Origin of the sequence: Cupriavidus phytorum, from assembly GCF_003254285.1 — a bacterium.
GTDB classification, from domain to species: domain Bacteria; phylum Pseudomonadota; class Gammaproteobacteria; order Burkholderiales; family Burkholderiaceae; genus Cupriavidus; species Cupriavidus phytorum.
The window spans coordinates 673924-694701 of sequence record NZ_QKZN01000001.1 but is presented as its reverse complement, the minus strand read 5'-3'; the positions used below and the strand labels follow the sequence as shown (position 1 = coordinate 694701).

19 protein-coding genes are annotated in these 20778 nt (G+C 57.8%); 6 read left to right on the top strand and 13 right to left on the bottom strand.

The window, feature by feature from the left end; genetic code table 11:
* Positions 1–2404: 2404 nt before the first annotated feature.
* Both C7416_RS02960 and C7416_RS02955 read right to left on the bottom strand, forming a co-directional pair.
* Entirely contained in the window at positions 2405–4432 is a 2028-nt protein-coding gene (locus C7416_RS02960) for a phage integrase family protein (protein ID WP_111517036.1), read from the bottom strand.
* 694 nt (positions 4433–5126) lie between these two features.
* Positions 5127–5582: a helix-turn-helix domain-containing protein gene (locus C7416_RS02955; RefSeq protein ID WP_111517035.1), complete on the bottom strand. Its 456-nt coding sequence runs from the start codon at positions 5580–5582 to the stop codon at positions 5127–5129.
* A 677-nt stretch (positions 5583–6259) separates the two neighbouring features.
* Between C7416_RS02955 and C7416_RS02945 the strand changes: the two genes are divergently transcribed.
* From C7416_RS02945 to C7416_RS29385, 3 genes are all read left to right on the top strand, one after another.
* A complete protein-coding gene (locus C7416_RS02945; protein ID WP_240988303.1) occupies positions 6260–6826 on the top strand; it encodes a transposase in 567 nt (188 codons plus the stop codon).
* Between the two features lie 33 nt (positions 6827–6859).
* Positions 6860–7363 (top strand): hypothetical protein, encoded by a 504-nt coding sequence (locus tag C7416_RS02940; RefSeq protein ID WP_111517032.1) that lies wholly within the window; start codon positions 6860–6862, stop codon positions 7361–7363.
* Between the two features lie 285 nt (positions 7364–7648).
* The gene (locus C7416_RS29385; protein WP_404851315.1) at positions 7649–7882 is read left to right on the top strand and encodes a BPSL0761 family protein; all 234 of its coding nucleotides are present in this window, start codon (positions 7649–7651) and stop codon (positions 7880–7882) included.
* 451 nt (positions 7883–8333) lie between these two features.
* On the opposite strand, the gene C7416_RS02930 is transcribed toward C7416_RS29385, so the two are convergent.
* From C7416_RS02930 to C7416_RS29065, 7 genes are all read right to left on the bottom strand, one after another.
* Complete coding sequence (locus C7416_RS02930) at positions 8334–8837, bottom strand: hypothetical protein (RefSeq protein WP_258400848.1); 504 nt, start codon at positions 8835–8837, stop codon at positions 8334–8336.
* A gap of 456 nt (positions 8838–9293) precedes the next feature.
* Complete coding sequence (locus tag C7416_RS02925; RefSeq protein ID WP_146604242.1) at positions 9294–10760, bottom strand: RES family NAD+ phosphorylase; 1467 nt, start codon at positions 10758–10760, stop codon at positions 9294–9296.
* A gap of 56 nt (positions 10761–10816) precedes the next feature.
* Entirely contained in the window at positions 10817–11509 is a 693-nt protein-coding gene (locus C7416_RS28820; RefSeq protein ID WP_146604241.1) for a hypothetical protein, read from the bottom strand.
* 39 nt (positions 11510–11548) lie between these two features.
* Entirely contained in the window at positions 11549–12637 is a 1089-nt protein-coding gene (locus C7416_RS02910; protein WP_116328178.1) for a nucleotidyltransferase-like protein, read from the bottom strand.
* Positions 12634–13266, bottom strand: a complete 633-nt coding sequence (locus C7416_RS02905; protein ID WP_111517026.1) for a Cap15 family cyclic dinucleotide receptor domain-containing protein — start codon at positions 13264–13266, stop codon at positions 12634–12636. Before C7416_RS02905 ends, C7416_RS02910 begins: the two co-directional genes overlap by 4 nt.
* A 30-nt stretch (positions 13267–13296) precedes the next feature.
* Entirely contained in the window at positions 13297–13614 is a 318-nt protein-coding gene (locus C7416_RS02900; protein ID WP_111517025.1) for a hypothetical protein, read from the bottom strand.
* An 18-nt stretch (positions 13615–13632) separates the two neighbouring features.
* Complete coding sequence (locus tag C7416_RS29065; protein ID WP_181461136.1) at positions 13633–13800, bottom strand: hypothetical protein; 168 nt, start codon at positions 13798–13800, stop codon at positions 13633–13635.
* Between the two features lie 103 nt (positions 13801–13903).
* Here C7416_RS29065 and C7416_RS02895 point away from each other — a divergent pair, with 103 nt between their 5' ends.
* Complete coding sequence (locus C7416_RS02895) at positions 13904–14845, top strand: WYL domain-containing protein (protein ID WP_111517024.1); 942 nt, start codon at positions 13904–13906, stop codon at positions 14843–14845.
* 803 nt (positions 14846–15648) lie between these two features.
* Positions 15649–16479, top strand: a complete 831-nt coding sequence (locus C7416_RS02885; protein WP_111517023.1) for an LOTUS domain-containing protein — start codon at positions 15649–15651, stop codon at positions 16477–16479.
* 65 nt (positions 16480–16544) lie between these two features.
* On the opposite strand, the gene C7416_RS02880 is transcribed toward C7416_RS02885, so the two are convergent.
* Complete coding sequence (locus C7416_RS02880; RefSeq protein WP_111517022.1) at positions 16545–16967, bottom strand: HU family DNA-binding protein; 423 nt, start codon at positions 16965–16967, stop codon at positions 16545–16547.
* Positions 16968–17637: 670 nt separating this feature from the next.
* Here C7416_RS02880 and C7416_RS02870 point away from each other — a divergent pair.
* Positions 17638–17871, top strand: coding sequence for an H-NS family nucleoid-associated regulatory protein (locus tag C7416_RS02870; protein WP_240988341.1), 234 nt, complete (start codon positions 17638–17640; stop codon positions 17869–17871).
* Positions 17872–18231: 360 nt separating this feature from the next.
* On the opposite strand, the gene C7416_RS02865 is transcribed toward C7416_RS02870, so the two are convergent.
* The 3 genes from C7416_RS02865 to C7416_RS02855 all read right to left on the bottom strand — a co-directional run bounded on the left by C7416_RS02865 (position 18232) and on the right by C7416_RS02855 (position 19436).
* A complete protein-coding gene (locus C7416_RS02865; protein ID WP_111517021.1) occupies positions 18232–18540 on the bottom strand; it encodes an H-NS histone family protein in 309 nt (102 codons plus the stop codon).
* A gap of 106 nt (positions 18541–18646) precedes the next feature.
* Positions 18647–18925, bottom strand: coding sequence for a DUF1488 family protein (locus tag C7416_RS02860; protein ID WP_111517020.1), 279 nt, complete (start codon positions 18923–18925; stop codon positions 18647–18649).
* A gap of 88 nt (positions 18926–19013) precedes the next feature.
* Entirely contained in the window at positions 19014–19436 is a 423-nt protein-coding gene (locus C7416_RS02855; protein ID WP_111517019.1) for an NUDIX domain-containing protein, read from the bottom strand.
* Positions 19437–20778 lie beyond the last annotated feature (1342 nt).

Below are 20778 nucleotides of genomic sequence, written 5' to 3'. Positions count from 1 at the left end.
GCCACATAGATCTGGTCCCGCAAGGTGTTCGACGGCCCACTCGCAAGCACCCATTTGGGTTCGGGTCGGCACTTCGCACCCCACCAACAGAAAGCACCGTCTACCGTCTGCTGCTTGCTCGGCGCGCCATCCATCCGCAGGACCAGGTGGCCCTCCCCGACGTGACAATGACCTCAAGGCAAAGGGTGATCCTGCGACTGCGCGAGTGCTTAGCATCGCCATGGATGCGCATCCTTACTTCGTTCGCTCTCTCCAGCTTGCACATCAACTCTGCCTCCGTCGAGGTTGCGACGCGCACACCGGCGTAGAGGCAATGAAGGATTTCTGCCTCGATCTGCGACGCAACGAAGTGGCAACGCGCGCGCTACAGGATGCGCTCGTACGTCGATTGCTCTTCGTCGGCGGTTCGTGAAGGTTTGGGCAGCGAAGCCTGATACAGTTTCTCTGCCGTATCCAACGCCGATTCGGGTAGTGGTGGCAGTTCTGTCAGAAGCAGGGCCGGTATCGCAGTGGCTGTAGTAATCCAGTTTGCGAAAGTGCACCTCGCTATTACGCGAAGCCTCATGAGTGTTTGACATCGCAGACTTTCCTCATGGCTCGTGGCCGGACTAGGTCCCTCTCGTACCGATTGGTTCGTTCATCGTTGCAGAGGGACCTAGACGTAGGTGTTGGCGTTGGCGCTTACCCCCAACAACCCAGGTAGCGGTCAAACGCTATGCAAGCTGCCGCATAGGTTTGGTCCCGCAAGGTGTTCGACGGCCCACTGGCAAGCACCCACTCTCGTACTGGCCTGCACTTGGCTCCGCACCGCCGGAAAACTCCTTTGACCGTCTGCTGGCTGCTTGGACCGCCATCCATCCGCAGGACGAGGTAATCCTTTGTTGGCGTGGTGATGACCTGAAGGCAAAGGGTGATCCCGCCGACTGTGCGGCGGCTCAACATCTTCGTGGGCACGCACCCTTATCTCGCTCGCTCCCTCTAGCTTGCGCGCCAACTCGGCGTCCAAAGTGAGCCTGGCATCTGCTCCGCCGATAGCGCTAGCACGTACCAGACGCTGGTATGCCGACACGGCGGCATGGTTCTTTGAGATAGGCATGAGAGTCTCCTCAGGCAATGGACCGCACACGTTTGGACACGGGCACCTCTCCCTGTAGGCGTGCCGGCTTGCACCGATTCGTCTCACGGTCAATCCACCCGGCGGCATTGAGGCGTTCGCTTCAAGAAGCGAACGCGGGAGGGCGCATCGCAAATCCCGATCCGACCGCGGCGTGGCGTGGCGTGGCGTCACGGAGGTATCCTCTGCTGGGTGCAGTTGCATGCTCGCGGAAGCGTCCGTGGCGCGAATCCCCGCTTCCTCATGAGGTATCGCGCACCTGTCCCGGGCCAAGCGACGTTGCATTTGAATCGCCGAGACGGTGCGGAACTGCGCACTTTGGCGGGTAGTGCACCAAACGGATCATGCTCGCCAGCTAGCTGGAGACTGGGTTGAGTATGGATTTTTTGGGCGTAACTGGGGGCGCCCGCGAGCGGGGCTGTCGCCCCGCTGGTCTCGATGAGGAAAACTCCGAATTTGCGATTCCGCTTGCCGTAGGTCTCCGCTACGTAATGTGCACCACAAGACACATCAACAGCTTCGACGATCGGGATAGTCGCGGACGGCAAGCAAAGCTGGGCGAACTCATCGCGTTCACCGGTTGCCAGGTTCCAGTGACGATGGAAGGATAGTCTCCCGGATGGTTCCGGTGAAGAAGGCATTCTGATTTGGAAGGTGGACATGGAGATACTCCATTCACATTTCTGGGATCACAGGCGTAAGCAGTCCTTGACCTACCCAGAATCCTGCCCAATACTTCCGGTGCCAGCCGAGGTATTGGGCGAAAAAAGTAGGCGTCTACCGTTCGAGCGTGCGGGCTCGAAGCGAGAGAAAAAAGGCGCTTAGTTTTGCATCCGAAGGTTTCCTTTGGCGAATCCGATTCGGACTATAGGACATGTTGGGGCCCCGTCAACAAACGGGGCATTTATTTTTGGATGCAAATCTCACCGATTCGTCATTCCTAGCTGCGTCACAACATTTACGCGCTCTTATGCTCACGGCCTCTAGCTCGGCGCGACTCTCTTCGCAGCCGACCCGGAAACCCTTGCGTGGCGCGGGATCTGATGCTATAGCGAGGCGCCTTGACAAAATACGCCTTTAGTGATTACCAGGCTGCCTTTCGAAAAAATTCGTTTAGCATACACCTACCTCAACTCTCAATGAATATGCGCTTCTTCGTTAGTTCGGATTGGCGTTAACAATTTTTTGGAAAAATTCACCGCCCGCACATCCGTAGTTTTTTTCTTTTAATATAAATTCATTGATACGCTCTGCTCCAATTTTCGCATTCCGCCGATTAATTACAATCGCTTAATATTCGACATCTTTTATTCGCCCTTCCTCTGCCAGAGGTGACCAGAATTTCTGCATTGCAATGAGACGCTCTACATCCTCCGACCTGACGTAGAGTGTCGTGGTGTCTAGCGACGCATGACCGACATTCTGCTGGACAATCTGCACCGGCACCCCTGCGTCTAAAGCATGGCTGACATGGGTATGGCGCAACCAGTGGCAGCTGGCGCGGCGCAGTGCCCGCGCCGCAACCACATCGGTGGCCTCGCTTTGCAATGCGCAGTGCTGAAAGAAACCCTTGAGCTGGCGGTGGAGGCTGCTGGCGCTGATGCCGGATTTTGGGCTAGCGGCGCCCTTCGCGCTCACTGTCCGATCATAGCTCGCCAGGGATCCGAGCAGCGCCGCTTCCCCCGCCTCGCGTGGATCGTCAGGCAATCCTCGGGCAGCCAGGTACTGCGACAAGCGTGTCATCCACTGAGTTGAGACGGGCACCCGCCTCACCCTGCCCCCTTTTCCCATCACCGACAGCCACCAGCCCTCCAGCGGCGGCTTTGGCGGTTGGGGCAAACACTCCCAGGTGAGATCCTCGCAAGTGGCAGCGACCAGCTCTCCTAGCCGCAAGCCGGTGTCGTGCAACAGATGCAGCGCAACCTCCAGGCGCTGCGCGGACAACCCGGGCGGCAACTCGTCCAGTTGTTGGCGGAGGAACTGCCATTGGGCATGCGAAAACCCACGGCGAATATCAGGCCCATGCTCCACTGCGCATGGCGGTGCCACAGCCCGCCAGGGATTACCCACCAGGTAGCCCTGGTCGACAAGGAAGGCAAACAGATTGCCGGCGGCGGCGAGCGCATAGGTGCACGATCGCGGCGACAACGGGCCGGCCAAGGGCCGCCATGACACCTTCCAGCGAGGTTGCGCTGGCCGACCGCACCATTGAGGCGGTGGCGCCAGAAGAAACTCGCGGTATGCCGTGGCATCCTCTAGCGTCAAGGACGACAACGCTTTCCGGCGCTCCAACACCGCCCAAAGCAAGAGTCGCTCCGCCTCCTTCTTATAGGCGAGCTGCGTATAGGTAAGCCGCGGCGTGTCCGTGAGCAGGCCGGGTCGCTCTGCGTATGGCGTTGGACGCGCCGAAGCCTTGCCCTTAGCGTCGATCCAGGCCGCTATCGCCTCCGCGTCCGTGCTGGCGTCGAGCAGGCAGCGGTCCCTCGATGCGCGAAAGTGTCCCATGCTGCCGTCCAGTTCAGGCGCCAGCGCAAGCCGCTCCAATGGCATCCATGGCGACACTTCGGCAGCATCCTCTGCCGATGCCGGGGGCAGCGCTTCTACCGCTTCGGAATACGCGGACTTGGGCAGCGGCCCCAAGGTCGCCATGTGGCTTGCCACGAATCGCTCGAGGGCTGCAGCCTTAGTGACCCCGATGCCGCGCAGTCGCCGCCACCAAGCGCCGCCGGCTGCAATTGTGGCATGCAGGTCGCCAAGCGTTCTCACCCCGGCGCTGACCAAGCGCTGAGCCATGGAATCAATCAGCCAGGCCTCGACACCATCTTCTCGCGTTGCTTGCCCCGCCATCTGTGCCTCGAGCGCTGCAATGGCGTCGAGTTGTCGATGCAACAAGCGTGTGCGGCGGCGCTGGCGCGCGAGCGCAGTGCCGAATGCGGATTCATAGGCTGCGAGTTGCTCCGCTTCGCTGGCATCGCCCAATCCTCGCTCCCCGGCGAAGTCCTCCAGGGCTGGTAGCGCCGGCTCCCGTGGCGGCGCCAGGTCAAGCCGCAGCAGTCGCGCGCGGCCGAAGTCCCCGCCACGCACCGCGGCCGCAATCAACTGCGCGCGAATCCAGCCGGACATGCGATGCACCTGGGCGTCATCGCCAGAGTCACCTTCGTCGCGGGCCAAGTACCGCTCCCACAACGGACTGGGCGCCAAGCCTTGGACCATGCCGCGCAGATAGGCAAAGTGGCCGCGATGTAGGCGCGAGCGCGTCACAACGAAGGGACGGGTCGCGTCGGCGAGCTTGCGCTTGGAATGGGTAGCGGACGCCATGGTGCTCTCCGGCCAAGTCGAACAACAGCACGGCGGAGGGGCCGCAAGCGGCTGCCAAGGATCGCTACCGCGGAGGAGGCCTCAGGCGTCGGCCATTTTAGAATACAAAATAAGGCCGCTTATCTTGCACAGTCCATGCGAAAAATCACTGACGCGAAGGGTTCTTTTTTTCCAGTGCCAAGGCGAGACGACTGGCGCCGCCAGCAACGTTGGAGCTTGCCCCGAATGTCGGCCAACCGTAACCGGCAGATTTCTACTCTTACGATGGAACCCAAAGGATAACGGGCAAAATTCTGCCGCTTATGGCTTATGGCCTACCGCTTGACCATCTCGCCTCCGATCCTTAGGGCGAGATCAGCCAACAAGTTGCCGCGCGAACACGCTCTGGAACTGTATGAGGTGAGAGATCTGAGTTCGTCGTCTCACCTTGCCGACAATTGGCCGTCGGTGCACGGCCAAGAAAACGGGCGTCACAAAGGCATAAGGCGGTCCGGCTCGGTTGAACGTCTTGCGAAATCAAGAACAAGTCCAATCCTACCGCGCTTCGACCCGGGGTCATATCGACCGTCATGATCACCGCTTCCGAGTCGGGCCAGCCCCCGGCTTCGCTCGCTCGATGAAGTAGTCCCCCCTAGCATCCATGGCCTGGAATAGGGCAACGCGGCTTCATGGTCGCCCCCGACATAGAAGCGACCTATTTCGGAATGAGCAGATCCGCGGCAGACACGCCTAACGCAGTTGCAACTTTCTCGAGTGTATCTAGTGCAATGTTTGTTGAGCCCACTTCGATTCTTGAGATGTGATTGCGGTCCAGAGCGACCCGGTCTCCGAGTTCTTTTTGGGAGATCCCCGCAGCATCTCGGTAGCGGCGAACCGCTGCACCCACATCCTCGGGCGTCGGAGGTGTCACATGGGATGCAGTAAGGCTTGCCTCAGACATTTTGGCTGACAGCAACTGTCGGGCATCAACACCAAGCGCTACTGCCAACAGTCCAACCTTATCTAGCGCCACGTTGGGCGCCGTTCGCTCGATGCGGCTTATGGACGTCCGGTCGGAATTTAGGCTGGTAGCCAGGTCGTCCTGGGACATACCTCGCGCCTCGCGGAGTCGCTTTAGGTTGTGTGCGAAGTTCTGCCGCAGCGACGCCATGCCATGGAACCGTCAGTTCGAAAGTGACGATATATCCATGATTACAATGTCGACGTCTATAGCATGTAAGTTGTAACTATCTGCATTGTCGTCGTTTACATATACAACTCAAATGCCTACAATGCGATGCTACTAGCTTGGACATGCTGCAAGCCCTGAGGGCCCGGCGGACCTCGTGGTGCTGACACTTCCCCATTGGTATACCTGGCAACGCTCCGACGCCTTCCATCCTTTTGGTCCGGCGACCCCGTGCAACTGTGGCTCCCTGGCTAGAACATGGCGAACCTCGACCGACTGGACTGAAAGAAGTGAACCTCAATGACGTACCCAACGACTTCCCAAGGCGCCCCCTTCCAGGCGCGGTTCCGGGGGGGCAGCCCAAAATCGGCGCGGTCTTGTCAGGAGGCGCGTACATTGCCGGCGAGACGCCCGAGGAACGATATGAGCGCTGGTTCATATGCGAGGACCTTGCAAATCAACTGCTTCCGGTCGCTCGGAAGGACGCTGCGAAGCACCCCCAGCATTCGCCAGACGAGACGCTTAGGCGTGTACGCATATCGGTCGCACGCAAAGGGTGGATCTCACCTGATGAACTGGATTGGCTTTTGCGACGAATCAAGACGCTGCTCCAGTGGTAGCACTAGCGATGCCGGCAGGCTCGGGATCAGGTATCAGAGGTGAACAACGTGCAATCTGGAGATGATGTCGTTCCGCCCTGGCGTTACGTGCCAACGCCAGCGCTCTGGCGCGGCAGGATCGTCACGGACCTACCACCTGTGGTTCAAGCGCTAGGGATGGCAATTTGCCGGACACCTGACGAGCTATTGGCCAGCCGAGCTAGCCTTGGCTATCCCACCTATGCAGTCCGAGCTTCTGACGATTGCGTGACTTGGTACTTCTCTGACGACTTACAGGAGGCAGTTGCGCTGGGATTGAAATGGCTCGAACGAGGTTGCGCACTAGTGCAGATTCCTGAGGAGCAGGATGGCGTCGCTGTCTATGCCTACGTAGCTCGAGGCCTTGAGGATGATCTCGACCACCTTTTCTATAGCCGAGAACTTTGGGATGCTGCAGGCGGAGATATGAACGAAGCGGCAACACCCGAAATCATGACAAGGTTACGCGTTGAACTCTTCAAGTTCATTGCCGAATGGGGATGGCAGTTCACCATGCTGGATTTCTCTAACCCGGCCGATGTAACAGCATATTTGGAGGACTGGGTGAATGAGTTGGAGCCGGAGTGAATCGGGCGCCAAGGCCTTGAAGGCGCCAGGGCTATGACCCCGCGACTCAAGACCGCTATTGCCAAGCTCTATCGGCACAGGCTGGGTGGTGTCCGCCAGGTGTTGGCATTGTCGCGCGCCGAGGCAGAAAGGCTTCCGCGCGTAGCCTGGGTAGGTCTCATTTCCATAACGGCACCGGGCCGTGCCCCTGCGCGCTTGGAGGGCTTCGAGCACGTACTACGCCTGAGTTTTGCGGATGTGGACTTCCACAGCAATACACTGTCCCCGAGAGCTCTGGCAAGGCTCGACGATGCATTCACCGTCGAGCAGGCGAACGCCGTTCGACTTTTCGTCGATTCCCTCCCAAGCAGCATCACCACCATCGTGATCCACTGCGAGGGAGGCTTTTCGAGGTCTTGCGCTGTCACGCTGGCACTGCACTGGCTGTATGGCTACCAGGTGGATCTGGAACGGCTGACACAGGCCAACCCTTCAGTGCTTCGCGTCATGACGGGGAATGCTCCTCTGCGTCGGGAAGCAAGGCGTGGCCGAGCATGAGGTCAAATCTTCCAAATCCGCTGTCCCTGAGCGCAGTCTCACTGGGGCAGCTTATTCCCCAGCAACGTCTTGCATGGGGACTCAGCACAGTCGACGCCGCTCGATATTTGCATCTGCCTATTCGCTCGCTCCACAAGTTGGACAGTCTGACGCAACATTTCGGTTGAACCGAGGTGCGGGCGTAGCGAACTTCGAATACTCTTCAATTCGCTTTGCCATTTTCCTGTCCATAGCAGAGCCACGACCAACTTTGAGCAACGTGGAGGTAAAGCCAGATAAATACCGATGATGTGCTGGAGGAAAACGATGACGACACCCACTGAGCGCGCAGCCGCAGTACTTGGGACGCGTGATTTCCTTGAGCGGCTTGCCCACGTCGGGGACGACAGCATTTCTCGGAACATCGCGCTTCAAGCCGAAACATTGCTGCGTCACTATCCGTCCAACTCGGAAATGGAGGTGATCTGCTTGGCCCTTCCCACATGTTGGCAGATGCCTGTGCGTCAAAAAAATGCCTGAAATGTCTCGGAGCGGTCAGCCACGTACGCCTTCACGCCTCTCCGGGACACTCAGGTTGGATGACGAATCGGACCATTGTGTTGTGCTGTGATGTGATGACGTCAACGAACTCCACCTTGGGACAAGGGAAACGGAACGAACAGCACAAATGACACCCATATCACCGCTGATCCGGGATTGGCTCTTGCGGCGATTCAGGATCGCGACTACAGAGGTAGCAGCAGAAATAACAGCCCAGGGACAGTTAACCATTGAGCACTTTGACAGTTCGTCTCCGACTATGCCCTCCCGCGACTACCAGGGTAGTGGCACAACCGAACGAGTTCGCCATGCAGCCCAGGAAATCGCGGACGTCCACGCGATCTAGCTCGCGAAAGCGCAAAGTTCCAAAACTACCTCGCCCCGCTGAAGACGTTACTCCGCTGAAGGCAGGTATTCGGGCGGCGCTGCATTACGCCGATGACGCAGATACAGCGAGCGCCGGCCCGGTTGCCAAGAAATCAACCGATAGCTGCCCCCTGATGATGGGGCCCCACTTCCTCCAGCTAAAACACCGGCTCGGATGCCGCACAAACAGCAATCGAACCTCCCTCCCGTTAACTGTCACGGTTCCATACCGCGGAGCACACTGGCCAACTTTGGTCTTCAGCTTCTTCACGGTGCATGGCAGGCCCCGCGCTTCGCACGCGACTTTCAGTTCATCGGCGGATTGAACTCCGTACACCAGGCATTGTTCGATGCCGAGAATTCCCCACAGGTCAAAGACCTCACGCCAGCCATCATTGAACTGTTCCGGCTTCGGCCTGTGTCTTCTGCTGGCCAATAGGTCTAGCACGAGGTCGTGATAGACGACGGAGGTCCAAAAGCGGCTCTTCTGCTCCGGCTTCGGTCTGGTTGCTTGAAGGATGGCTCGCTCGATGTTGCGGACGTACTTCGATTCACGCTTGAAATCCATAGAGCAACTCCGATGCAGGACGCGCAAGCCCGATGGTTCTGCGAACAACTTCCCTGCACTCCCCTTCGCAGGGTTCCACTCATAGACACTCTCACCGAGCACCATGGTCTTGACTGCAGAGTGAGCGAAGTCCTTGCCCACCCAGGGCAGCCAAGGGAGCGATGGCCGGCTGGCGAATTGCACGTCGTACGAGAGGTCGAGATACTCCATGATGTGCCACAAGGAATTGAGTCGCGGCATCTTAGCATCGGCGCCTCAGCAAATCGGTGCCTATGCGCTTGGCGTTCATTACGAAAAATGAGCGCCATCCAGGCGCTCGATTGATATTACGACAGTCACAAGCCCTGAGGCTAAGGTGTCGCAGCGGTCTTGAATGTGAGCACGCTTGTAAGGCCTCTCCGTAGCAACCGCTCAACACAGCAAGCCATCACCTTGTCTGTGGCCAGTCATACTCAGCTAGAAGTCGAGATCCTGCTTTACCCAACGGTACCGACGAACATCATGCTCGTCCGTCTCGAATTCGACCCGTCGCACAACATGAATCTTTATCGATTCCATATCGATGCGCAGCGTTGGTTCCCGGAAATCTGGATCGCGTGGCATGGATGGCTCGGCGAGCGACGCGGGGTCGGGCCATCCTCCGTCGCCCGCTGGCGAATCTGTCTGCGCCGGCTCCGCAGGAACCTCCTCGATTACGACGTATTCAAGCTCCCATCCTTCCTCGTACATCTGGCCCGTCGTCGCCTTGATCTCAGTTCCTCCCGGAAGTTCGATTGCCTCGACCCGCGCCGCTTTGTGGAAGAGCACAACATTGAGCACTGTTCCCGCAGCTTGGGCTGATGGAAAAACGATCCCGTCGACTGGAGGTTCACATTCGGTCGCTAGGAAGTCGGCAATCGCCTGCGTTGACAAATAATCGAAGCCCTCATCGCCCGGCATAACTGGCCGCGTGATGTGCTGGCTGAGCGATCGCAAAAACATCGCACGTTCCATTCGCGCTGCAAGGCCTGGATCAAACACGCTGCCACCTTCGCTCACCGCACCAAGCGCGGTGAGATCTAAGAGTCGAAGGTACCGGATGATCTCGAAGCGGGCGACAGCGACCCGACTACCGACCGGCGGCCGCACTTCGGCGACGGCGACTCGCGGTTCGTTGGCGCCATAGAAAACGGAGATCCCACGCGCATTCATCCGGCCCGCGGTAGCCAGGCTCGCCGGAGGAGAGCCCAACTGCTGATCAGGTCGGCAGAGTGCTGCCACGAGTCGGTCATCGGACTGGAACACACGCGCCCGATAAATGGCGCTTAACGAGGTTCCCGGTCCGGCATCGATTACTAGAGGCGTGCCGTCAGTCGCGAACATTCCCTCGATACCCTTGAAGACTGACGTGAGGTGGGCAGCCGCCGTTCGGCTAAAGAACCGAGCTTCGGTCTTCAAAGAACGTTCGAAGGCGCTCCACTCTTCCTGCCAAGCGCGGTCAGATGTCCCCTTCTGCTCGTAGTAGCTATTGCCGCAAAACTCTGTTTCCTCCCCTATCATAGCGGAATCAAAGTCACCATATTCCGCATCAAGGATCGTCTGAACGTCCTGGGCTGCGTCTTCCGGCATGCCAGCAGAGTTCATTATGGCCTCAACGACAGGCTCGCCATCACGTTCCCATTCGTAGTCTGACTCACGATCAGACAGCATGGTTTGTTGCCAAGAATTCGGTTGATCCAAGGTGCGGGCGTAGTGAACCCCGAACACCTCTTCAATTCGTTCTGCCATTTGCCCAATGGCATAGCCCTTGGCGAGCCGACTGCAGTATGAGCAACGCTTACGTCTGCCATCGCGCTGCATTTCAGCACGAAGGTATTTTTCGCCGACACAACGATAACAAAGCGTCTTCGCCTTTAGCTCGTCGACTTCATCCTGACTTACCATTTCGCCCCCCCCTTCGCGGCCGTCGCTCTGTGCGATTTGGCACCTGGCGGTCCGCCCTATCCGACGAACGCGGATCGATGGAGCTTCAACCCGGCCTTTTCAATTTGCGGGGGCGACAGCTTCAAACGCGAACGAAGCCAGTTGCGAAGGCTCGTCAGAAATTCTTTTCTAGATTCTGGCGAAGCACGGTCTATCTGCCGAGTCAGTTGCACGTCCGCCGTGTACACGTCGAGGAGGTTGTTTGTGCGGAAGCGGTCCGGCGTTTTCTCGCTGCGGTCAATCGCAATGATGCGCGCCACGTTATCTGGGTCAAGCTGGCGAGTCTGCCGGTACTGCCGGTAGATCTCCTCGAGCGGCTCGTACCGTACACCGCTATCAATGCCAGGGATGTTCGCGACTTTTTCCATACGCAGAAGCAGATAGCGTTTGGCGATCGCAAGGTCTTTTACCGCAGCATCCACACCGCCGTCACTGCCATGGCCAGCTCCGGCGCCGCCAGCATGTCCGCCATGCGACAGAGCTTCGCCGTCGCGCGCCGTGAAGTCGGGGATACCATGGAGATCGACGGGATAGCCGAGCTGGTGAACGCAGCTCGGCCCATATGGATACTCTTTCCCTGCTTCACCCACCAAAATATACGCGGTATCCGTCGGAAAACCATGACGGCGCCCATTGGCATCGGGCCGGGCACAGTAAGTCCCTGGAGCCACGAAATCCTTGCGGTCCGCAACCAACGGGGAGTTGAACATTCGGTGATGTGTACTCGACATTATGGGCAGGGCTGATTCCTAGTGAATCTGGCTTTCCAGGAGAATTCGCTTCGAATTCTGAACAGCGTCATAGTCGTACGGCTTGAGCTCACTTGCGATCGATTCCGTCAAATCGACGAGTTCATCCCGAAGTGCTTTCAGCCCTTCAAAATCCTTGTTGGAGCGGATAATCTTCCGCGTGCCATCGGCAACAAACAACGACTCCGCATACACACGGTCAGCGACCAACAACGACAGGAAGTTCAGCGCGCCAACGATGATCGCGGTCTCGAGATACACGGGATAGCGCAGCGAAACGTCAGGCATGTTCCATACGATTGACGCGATGTCGAAGCTCGACAAGTCGACCGGCGTCTCCGCATCGTACTTCAGCGTCTTAAGCAAACGAATGGCTTTCTTCACCCCTCCCATCGTGTCATGGTCCTTTTTGTCGACTCTGGCCATGTACTTAAAGGGGTAGTTGCCATCCAAGGTTCCCCTTGGCAGGTCCAAAACCTCAACGCGTCGGTCCTCGACAGCCCGCGTGCGCTGATATTCAATGGTGTCATACCACAGGGCTGGAACGACATCGACTTTCCTGGCCAACGAACCTCCAGACATGGCGATGCACTTCGCGCCGGAGTTGTCGACGTCCACCTCGCGAAACGCATTCGACAGAACATCGTAGCAGTCGCTCCGAAGCTTTTTCACGACGTCTACCCGGTCCAGCGGACTCGGACGATACGTCGTGGCAAGCGGCCCGATACAGTCATAGATCAGGAACGATCCGGGCAGCACAAGTAGGTCGACATCACTGTAGCGCCGAATATGAATATTGAGAGGCAGCGACCCCTGGAAGCGAATATCAGCAGCTTCCCCTCGTCGCTCCAAACCCGTAACGAGTTGATTCTTCACCCGCTCTCCGGTCTTGATGCTCACCTGGGTGTAGAGCTGGTCAACTTCCTGCATCGCTCCCAATGCATACCTCAAGCTCTCCGACCGCGCGCGCTTCTCATATGACTCGAAAATCGGTGCTGCCCCTGTCGCCGAATCAAAGGTGTAGGTAGAACTGCCCTGACGGCGCTCGCGGAGTTTAGAGTTGCGAGATTTGTAGTCTTTCTTGCTCACGCTGCTTCCTTTGTCAGTTTCATGCTGCCGTATGTGAGGCGGCCCTGGTTATTGAAGTACGACCCTTCCGCGCTGCACTGCGATTCGTCTACATGGAGTTCGCAGTATCCGATGTGCCCCATCAATTCTTTGTCACCGGGCTTCGGCTCATTCCGATAGCTGTACATGAGGATGAACCCGATGCCATCGCTTTTCACAATCGAAGCGGCGACGCTGTGCGAGCGCGAGTTATCCGTTTCCAGATGAACCTTGATCTTTTCCCAAGTCTGGGTAATGACGACCTTTGCAGACCAGTCATAGGTTGGCTCGCTCGTAGCCGGGTCAAGCGTCCTTCCCGAGCATTGCCATGTGCCATTGAGGTCCGGGATGCCGAGCACCTTATGCACCCACGACATCTTCCATATCCAGCGGTCGAAGAAAAAATGCCCCAGCACGTAGAACGTGGTGGCAGTCAGCGGTATGGAAATGGGATGTTCAAGAAGCCCCGCCCATCCCATGAACCGCGCCACTAGGACGGACCCCGCAATGCTCGTGACCGCACCGGCGACCACGCCAGCAAAGACGCCAAGCCACCGTCCAATGGCGGCCCGGCTGTGCCCGATCATCGAATACTCGTGCTTCTGATGCAAATCAGCGTCTCCTCTATGCCAGCCTCGGAATCAATGCCCCAGCAGGCGCTGATACGTGCGACCCGCTTGAATCGCCCACAGACCAATAAGCCCGCAGCACACTGCAAAGCCATAACCGGCAAGCGATTCGGGAACCCACCACGTTGGCAGGCCCGGCAGCACTTCGGCGAGTTCTACGACTGGCCTGGTTCTGGTCGCCATACCGGTGACGACTGAACCCGCGGTCGTCACCAGGAAGCCCAAAAGCCCGGCCACAAGCAGGAGCCCACCTGCCTGCAGCAGCGCGCTACCCAGATTCACGAGCCTGCGAGGTTCGGTCAGGAAGTACTCGAGGCACCGTTCAAGCATGTCTGCCCCCTACATTTTCTAGAGACGGACGCCCTTGAACGGCGTCTTGTCCGAGGTTTTCACGTCAAGAAAGCGTCCGGTCTCGGCACCCCGTTTCACGTAGTGGCGGGATGGTGTCACCGTCTGGCTGCGCTGCCTCACCGCACCAATTCGGTGCCCGTCGCCGGGCGGATTGTTCCTTGCCATGATTCGCTCATTTGGTCGATTGGAGCATCATACATCGTCATTTTGATGATGTCACATGAAACTTATGATTCCAATGTATAACCCAATCGGCTATGATGTCTGAATGACTGAAAAACTAGCTGACCGCCGCCGGGCTGACCTGGAGAAGCTCCCTCGGGTTCAGCGGGAACGGCTATCCCACATCGACTTCAAGCTGTACTTCCTCGGCGAGTTGAGACGCGCCGACGTGGTCGAGCGGTTCGAGACGGGGCCTGCGGGTGCAACACGAGACATCGCTCAGTACAGAGAGATTGCCCCTGAAAACCTGGAACTTGACCCAGCCACAAAGGCCTACCACCCGACAGCAGAGTTCACTCCGCTGTTCGAGCATCAACCACAACGCGTCCTGACGGCACTATCACAAGGTTTTGGTGAAGGCATCGGTGACCAGTTGCAGCCGATGGTTCGATGCGAGTTCCCGCACGCATTGAGCCTCCCAAAGATGTCAGTCTTGGCACCGATTACACGCGCCATCAATCGCGGGAAAGCGGTGCGGCTGTGCTACACCTCCATCAATAGCGGCATATCCGAACGGGAAATTGTCCCTTTGGCACTGGTCGATAACGGCATCCGTTGGCACGTGCGAGCGTTCGACCGAAAGCATCGCGAATTCCGCGATTTCGTGGTGACACGAATGAAAGACCCGACCGTGCTAGAGGATAGTTCGGTGCTGCAGGAAGAAACCGTAGAGCGCGATGACCAATGGAGTCGGCTCATCGAACTCGAATTGGTTCCACACCCCGAGCATCCGAGACCGGAAGTCGTACAGATGGACTACGACATGCCGGATGGATTGCTGAAGATCAAGGTGCGGGCAGCAAATGCAGGGTACATGCTGCGACGATGGAATGTAGATTGCTCCCCAGACCACAGTCTCCGCGGGCCTCAATACGCCCTTTGGCTGGCCGACCCGCTAGCGCTGTATGGAGCGGACAGCGCCCCCCTCGCGCCAGGGTACATAAATCCGAGAGGCGAAGGAAACCAGCGCGTGGTGCAGGCACTGTAGGCATCTTCCGCAGATAGTAGCGCTCGGCTCTAAACGTGAGAAATTGCCTGATTATCAAGCAAGGATTTATGCCTAGAAACATTGCGCTCGACACGATTCTAGCGCCAGCTTACGCGCCCTGCCCTGAATTTGAAGGCGCATGTTCGGAAATGCGCTGGCTCCCGGGATCCGGTCATGTTCCGAGAGGTTTTGCTGGCGCGCTCGGGTCTATCGATGAAGTGGAGCTTGTGCTGGTGTTTGCCGAACCCGGCGACCCCCACGCCGGAGAGGTTCATCTCGGACTTGAGACAGCGTACGACTATGCCATGCAAGTCTTCCGAACCTGCAAAGACCTCTTCCATCGAAACGTCCGCGCGATTCTGGATTCATGCTGGCCTAACCTCACGTTTGATGAACAAATGCGGAAGACCTGGATGACCGACTCCGTCCTATGCTCCGCGAAAAAGGAAGGGGGGACGGTCCCGAGCAAAGCCTCTCGTGCATGTGGGGAACGATACCTGCGAGCCCAGTTGGATCTCTTCGCACCGTGCCTTGTAGCGGCAATGGGGGCCAAGGCCGCAAGCCGCCTGAGAGCAATCGGTCATCTGAATTTCCTCCCAGTCTATGCAGCCGCCCCGCCTGGCTGCAACCGCCGAGAAGCAAAGGAATCGTGGAAACGCAGTGGAAACGAGTTGCGTAGGCGTCGAGAGACGTAGGCTTAGGCTCCGAGAACCTGTACTCATCGGGACGTAGCCCTTCGAGTAACTGTAGTGGTCAAGCCGCTGCAGTAGCCCCGCGCCACTCGAACCAGACGAGAATAGCAAATGGACGACGAACTACAGTCTCTCAAGGACGAGGTTCTCCTGAAGACGGGCCGGAACCTGCTGCTCAATCAGCAGGTGGAACACCTTCTAAAGGCCATACTCGGACTCGCGAGGATCGAGGGAACACCCGCGGATGCCGCGACTCGACTTGAGGCGCGAAATGCAGCGCTAACGACGACTTCGATGGGCGGACTGCAAAGAAGATTTCGGAGCGAACTTCTTGCGAGCCCGGAAGAGCATTCACAAAATCGCGAACCAGTTGATCCATCCCAACCTTGGTTCAGCACGGCATTCCGGTTCGACCTTGAGCCGCCGGACAGGGAAGCACTGGCGGCCGAGCTGGATGCGCTAACCGCTGACCGCAATGAACTCGCGCACCACTTCCTGCCACGCTGGCATCCTGGCTCTGTTTCGTCGCTGACCGAGGCTAGCGCTCATCTGGACCGACAGCGCGAGAGGATTCTTGCCATGCATCATCGCCTCAAATCGATGCATGGCTCGATGGCTGAGACACTACAGTCAGCTACGAACTTCTGGTCGTCCGACGATGGCTCGGCCGCCATTGAACTCATCCATCTCCAGAGCAGCAGACTGGTTGAATTGCTCAACAAAGTCACAGTAGCTCTGAAGCGTCCAGATGGGTGGACCGACCTGGCTCACGCGGAGAACGTTGTAAATCGCTTGGAACCGGATTCGCTTGCTCGCCGCAAAGCGCGGTACGGCGAGGAGAGCCTTAAGGCGCTAGTCCTCAAATCCGGATTGTTCGACGTCGCTGAAGAGAAGCTTCCCGGAGGCACGAGGACCTTGATTCGACTGCGCGAGGGCAGCTAGCGAACCGGTAAGACAAGAAAGGGAGCGGCAGCTTCCCCTTCTTCTGCTACCAAATGCCGTACATCTTAGAGTGCGGCGTCCTTCAGCTTCTTCAGCGGGCGAACCTTAACCTTCACGGATGCCGGCTTAGCTGCAAACCACTGCTCTTGGCCCGTGAAAGGGTTCTTGCCAAAGCGCTTCTTCGTGGCCGGAACCTGAATCGCCGAAACCTTGAACAGCCCCGGCAGCGTAAACTCCCCAGCGCCCTTCTTGTGGACAGCGCTGACGATGGTGTTCTCAAGATGGTCCAGGACAGTTTTTACAGCCTTCTTGTCCAGCTCGGTTTGGGCGACCAGGTGCGCTAGCAGGCTCGATTTGTTAAAGGTGTCCTTCAGCGGCTTGGCTACAGGCGCTGCAGCAGCCCTCTTCGCTGCGGGTGCGGCCTTCTTCGCCGGCGCTGCCGGTTTCTTTGCCGCAGGTTTCGTGGCGGCCGTCTTCTTCGTTGCCATTTGGCTCCTCTCGGAAAAACACCGGCATTAGTGCCGGAATCTGCCCAGCATAGCGAAAAGTCTAGGACGAGTCCATGCGGAAAAGCCATCAACCCGGCTACGCGGAATCAGGCCGTTATTGGAGCGAGTTTTCCCATCCACGGAATTCAGTGAACCGATCACCGTTGGAGCGTTCGACGGAAATATGCTGGCCCGAATGAGCTATACCGAGGGTGCAAACGCATGCTCAAACCCACGAAAGGCGAGCACGTTCGTGCCCCCATCCACCCCATCTTGAAATGGCCCGGCGGAAAACGCAGCCACAGCCAAAACTGCGGAAGCTGCTGCCCGCGGGCAATTGCCTCATTGAGCCGTTCCCGGCCGGAGCAAGCGTGCTTCTTGGAACCGACTATCCGAGCTACCTGCTCCTTGACGCGCACCAGCTCGCAGACGAAACTATCTCCGCGCCAGGTAGTATGAGAGACAGATGCACGAGGTCCCGCCGCCGGCTACTCCCACTGCTGCGCGACTCGAAGATGATGTATATTCGTTGCACGCGCCATTGAACAGCGAAGTCATGATGCATCATCCACAAGGAGTTTCTCCTCCGTTGCTTTTCAGGAATACGGATCGCTCCGATGCGCTCGACTTGCGCGAACGCGCTAACGCTATTCTGTGGGTGAAGTCACAGATGGCCCGTCACGGAATTACTCCTGAGGCTTTGGAGGCTGCGGGATGCTTTTCTGTCGCTCAGGCGATGCAGACTACCCAAGTCTGCTACAGAGATGCTCACGGCCATACCTGGGATGGCAAGGGCAACATTCCAGACTGGTTGCAGCGCGCCGTCAACGCAGGCCAATCTGTCGAGCATTTCAGAGTTGCAGATACGCTTGCAGTGAAAGGGCCAATCCGTCCTGCCATTTGAGCGGCTACAAGCGGCACATCGGCTCGCTTCTGCCAGCTAAAACGGCCGTCGCGCGCGGTAAGACCCATCCTGAGGCGCCGCGGTTGGTCAGGGATGCACTAGGCGGCGCGCCCAGAACGCGATAGACCTCGAAGCCGTTTCACTCGCTGCATTGCAGCAGAATGCCCCGAATTGATACCCGAGCACAATTCTCTGTGCGTCTGGTACCGATGCATCCCTGTCGACAACGTTTAGGATTGAGGTTTCAGGCAGTAGGAGGAAGCCGACCAAGCCGGCTCCGGCGGGGCCCTTGACGCGATCGGATCATTTTGCGGCGGCGGCGCTCCTGTAATCCTATTCCAACATCCCTGAGCGCTGAACTTACTCCTCGGCGATGAGGAATCGCTTTGGATTTTTTCCCAGCCACGACGGGGCGCGACCGCGGCCGGACCAAGTCTTACCGGTCTTGGGATCCCGATATTTCGGCGGAAGTTCCGACTTCGGCTTGCTTGCACCGCTGCCAGCGGGACGGCCACGACGACGCTTGGTGATGTCATCGACCGTCAGACCATACTCAGCCATCAAATTCTGAATTTGCTCGATAACACCCGCGACTTCATTGGCACGCGCTTCTTCCAGATGAGCCTCGAGGGCCTGCTTCTGTGCCATAAGTTCTTTGTAAGTTGCCATTCGGTGTATCCCCTTTTCAGACTATAGGGTTACAGCATAATGCAAAGTGCGTCTCAAATGTATATGAAATTTCAAGTGACTTGTCACCAGAGTTCCAAGCTGCCTTCTAAAAGTCGCTGGATTTCAGAACTATGCGGCCGGAACTCGGTACAGCCCGATTGCGCGCCGCAACAGTCCTGATGCGCTCCCATCCCTGACGGAAAGCCTCAAGGAGCGCAGCATCGCGCTCGCTAACGGAAAGATCCGAAAGCTCCAGACCGAAATGGTCCTCCAACGCTTCGCGGCTTACCACGAAGGTTTGATTGTGTCCGCCGATCAGATAGTCAAACTGGACTCCGATGTCGTCATCGATGTACGTCACCTTGAGCCCATGGGGGTGGACCATAGTGCGCTCCCAAACACCTTTCGCCGAAGTTCGAATATACCTACTCTTTCGCTTAGCTTTGCTAGGAAGCAACCTTCCGCGCTTGCACCTAGCTTTGGATACCGACAGCCATCTCCGCCCACTCAAGAATCGATGCGAATCTGGTGGGCAGGAGCTTGCTGGCCTCTGCAAAGCTTACCCATCGAAACTCATGGTGCTCAGGCCGACCGAGCTCTGCGCTAACCGGCAAACTCACGTCGCCGCTTGGCGAAAAGGCAAGATAGAAGCGCGCGATCTTACCGCGACCATAGGCTTCAGTTTCCCGATAGTCTTCACCCCAACGAAACTCGAGATCAGATAACCCTGTCTCCTCTATGGTCTCGCGCAGTGCCGCCTGTAGTGCGCCTTCCTCGGGCTCCGGCAAGCCTTTCGGAAGGTCCCAGTTCCGATAAGCGCGTAGGACAAGGCAGCGCCACTCGTTGGCAACGCAACGTACGACCACCAAACCAGCCGAACGCTTATGGGGCATCATCGACAGAAATCCTCCTACGTGCGTTCTGACCCAATGAGCCTACACCGCCTCGCATAGCACGAATAGGACACGGGTAACGGCACCCCTCAAGCGAACACTTCCGTCCCAATGGCCCCCTCGACCGCCGAAGGTTGTACACGGGCACTACCAGCACGGGATATCAAACGGCAGGCCTGGTCCTGGAAACCAGGCGATCACTATGTGCTTTATGGTAAGAACAACACCATTTATGGCGTCGTTCATGGCTAGGGTACATCCAACAACGGCTCGTTCGCTTCGTGGGACGCTTATGACTTTAATCTGCCTAGTAACACCCGCACACCAGCGACCGTTTCGGCAGCTTACGCCGCAAAGCAAAAGCTGGACGGCACTCTGACTGAGGCCGGACAAGGCATTACCTTCACCTCGACCTATGACGCGAGCTACGAGACGGCCGCGTCCCTCATTAAGGTTGCTGGGTCATACAACGGGTCAGCAGCGACGGGTAGCGGCAGCTCGCCCGTTAGCCTTACCCTCAACAGCAACGGTACCATCAGCGGAAGCTCGACTGTCAGCGGACAGGCTGCGTGCACTTACTCCGGCACCCTTACCCCTGGGTCTTGGCAAGAACGTCTTCAGTATCTCCGTCAAGTTCAATGGAGGATCGTGTGCACTTGGCAGTGCGACGGTGTCCGGGGTCGCCGTTCCCGTGGTGAGTGGCTCGACGACCACGCTCTATGCGGTTGGGCTTCTGCCAGATCGCAGCAATGGCTTCCTCGGTGTCGGCGCAAAGAACTGATGGACCATTCCAGCAAGAGGCTCAGCTGCATGAGTCCGCGCTAATCCGGCACTGACTGAGCGGCGAGGTGATGGTGATTTCCCACAAACAATGGAAGCGCACCATCGCAAACGCAGTGCGCACTGCCGCTCGGCCACTCTTCCCCTATGTATTGCGTCCGTCCTGGTCCAGAATGAGGAAAGCTTAATTCTTTTGACGTCACAACGTTCGATATAGCAGATCGGTCCAATTCATAGCACTCGCACGCACATATACTTTCATGTCACACGTCGGCCGACCCCAAGGCGCCCCACGGGAGGGCTGCCCTTTCCATTGAAAGGCTTCGGCGGTGACCGCCTCGTTGGTCGGCTAGATTACGGCAGCAACGGGGGGAAGACCAGTCTCTGTGGGGGAAGAGTTGAGACGACTGGCACGCGGATGAAGATAGCGCGTGACTCGACAAGACTGTCGGAATCAGTCAAATCTGACTGATGGAAGAAACCGATACAAGCGTACTTGGAGGGTCTTCGGCTATGCCTAGCAACCCTAAAGGGACGATATGCTTACTCAAAACGAGTGGAGATT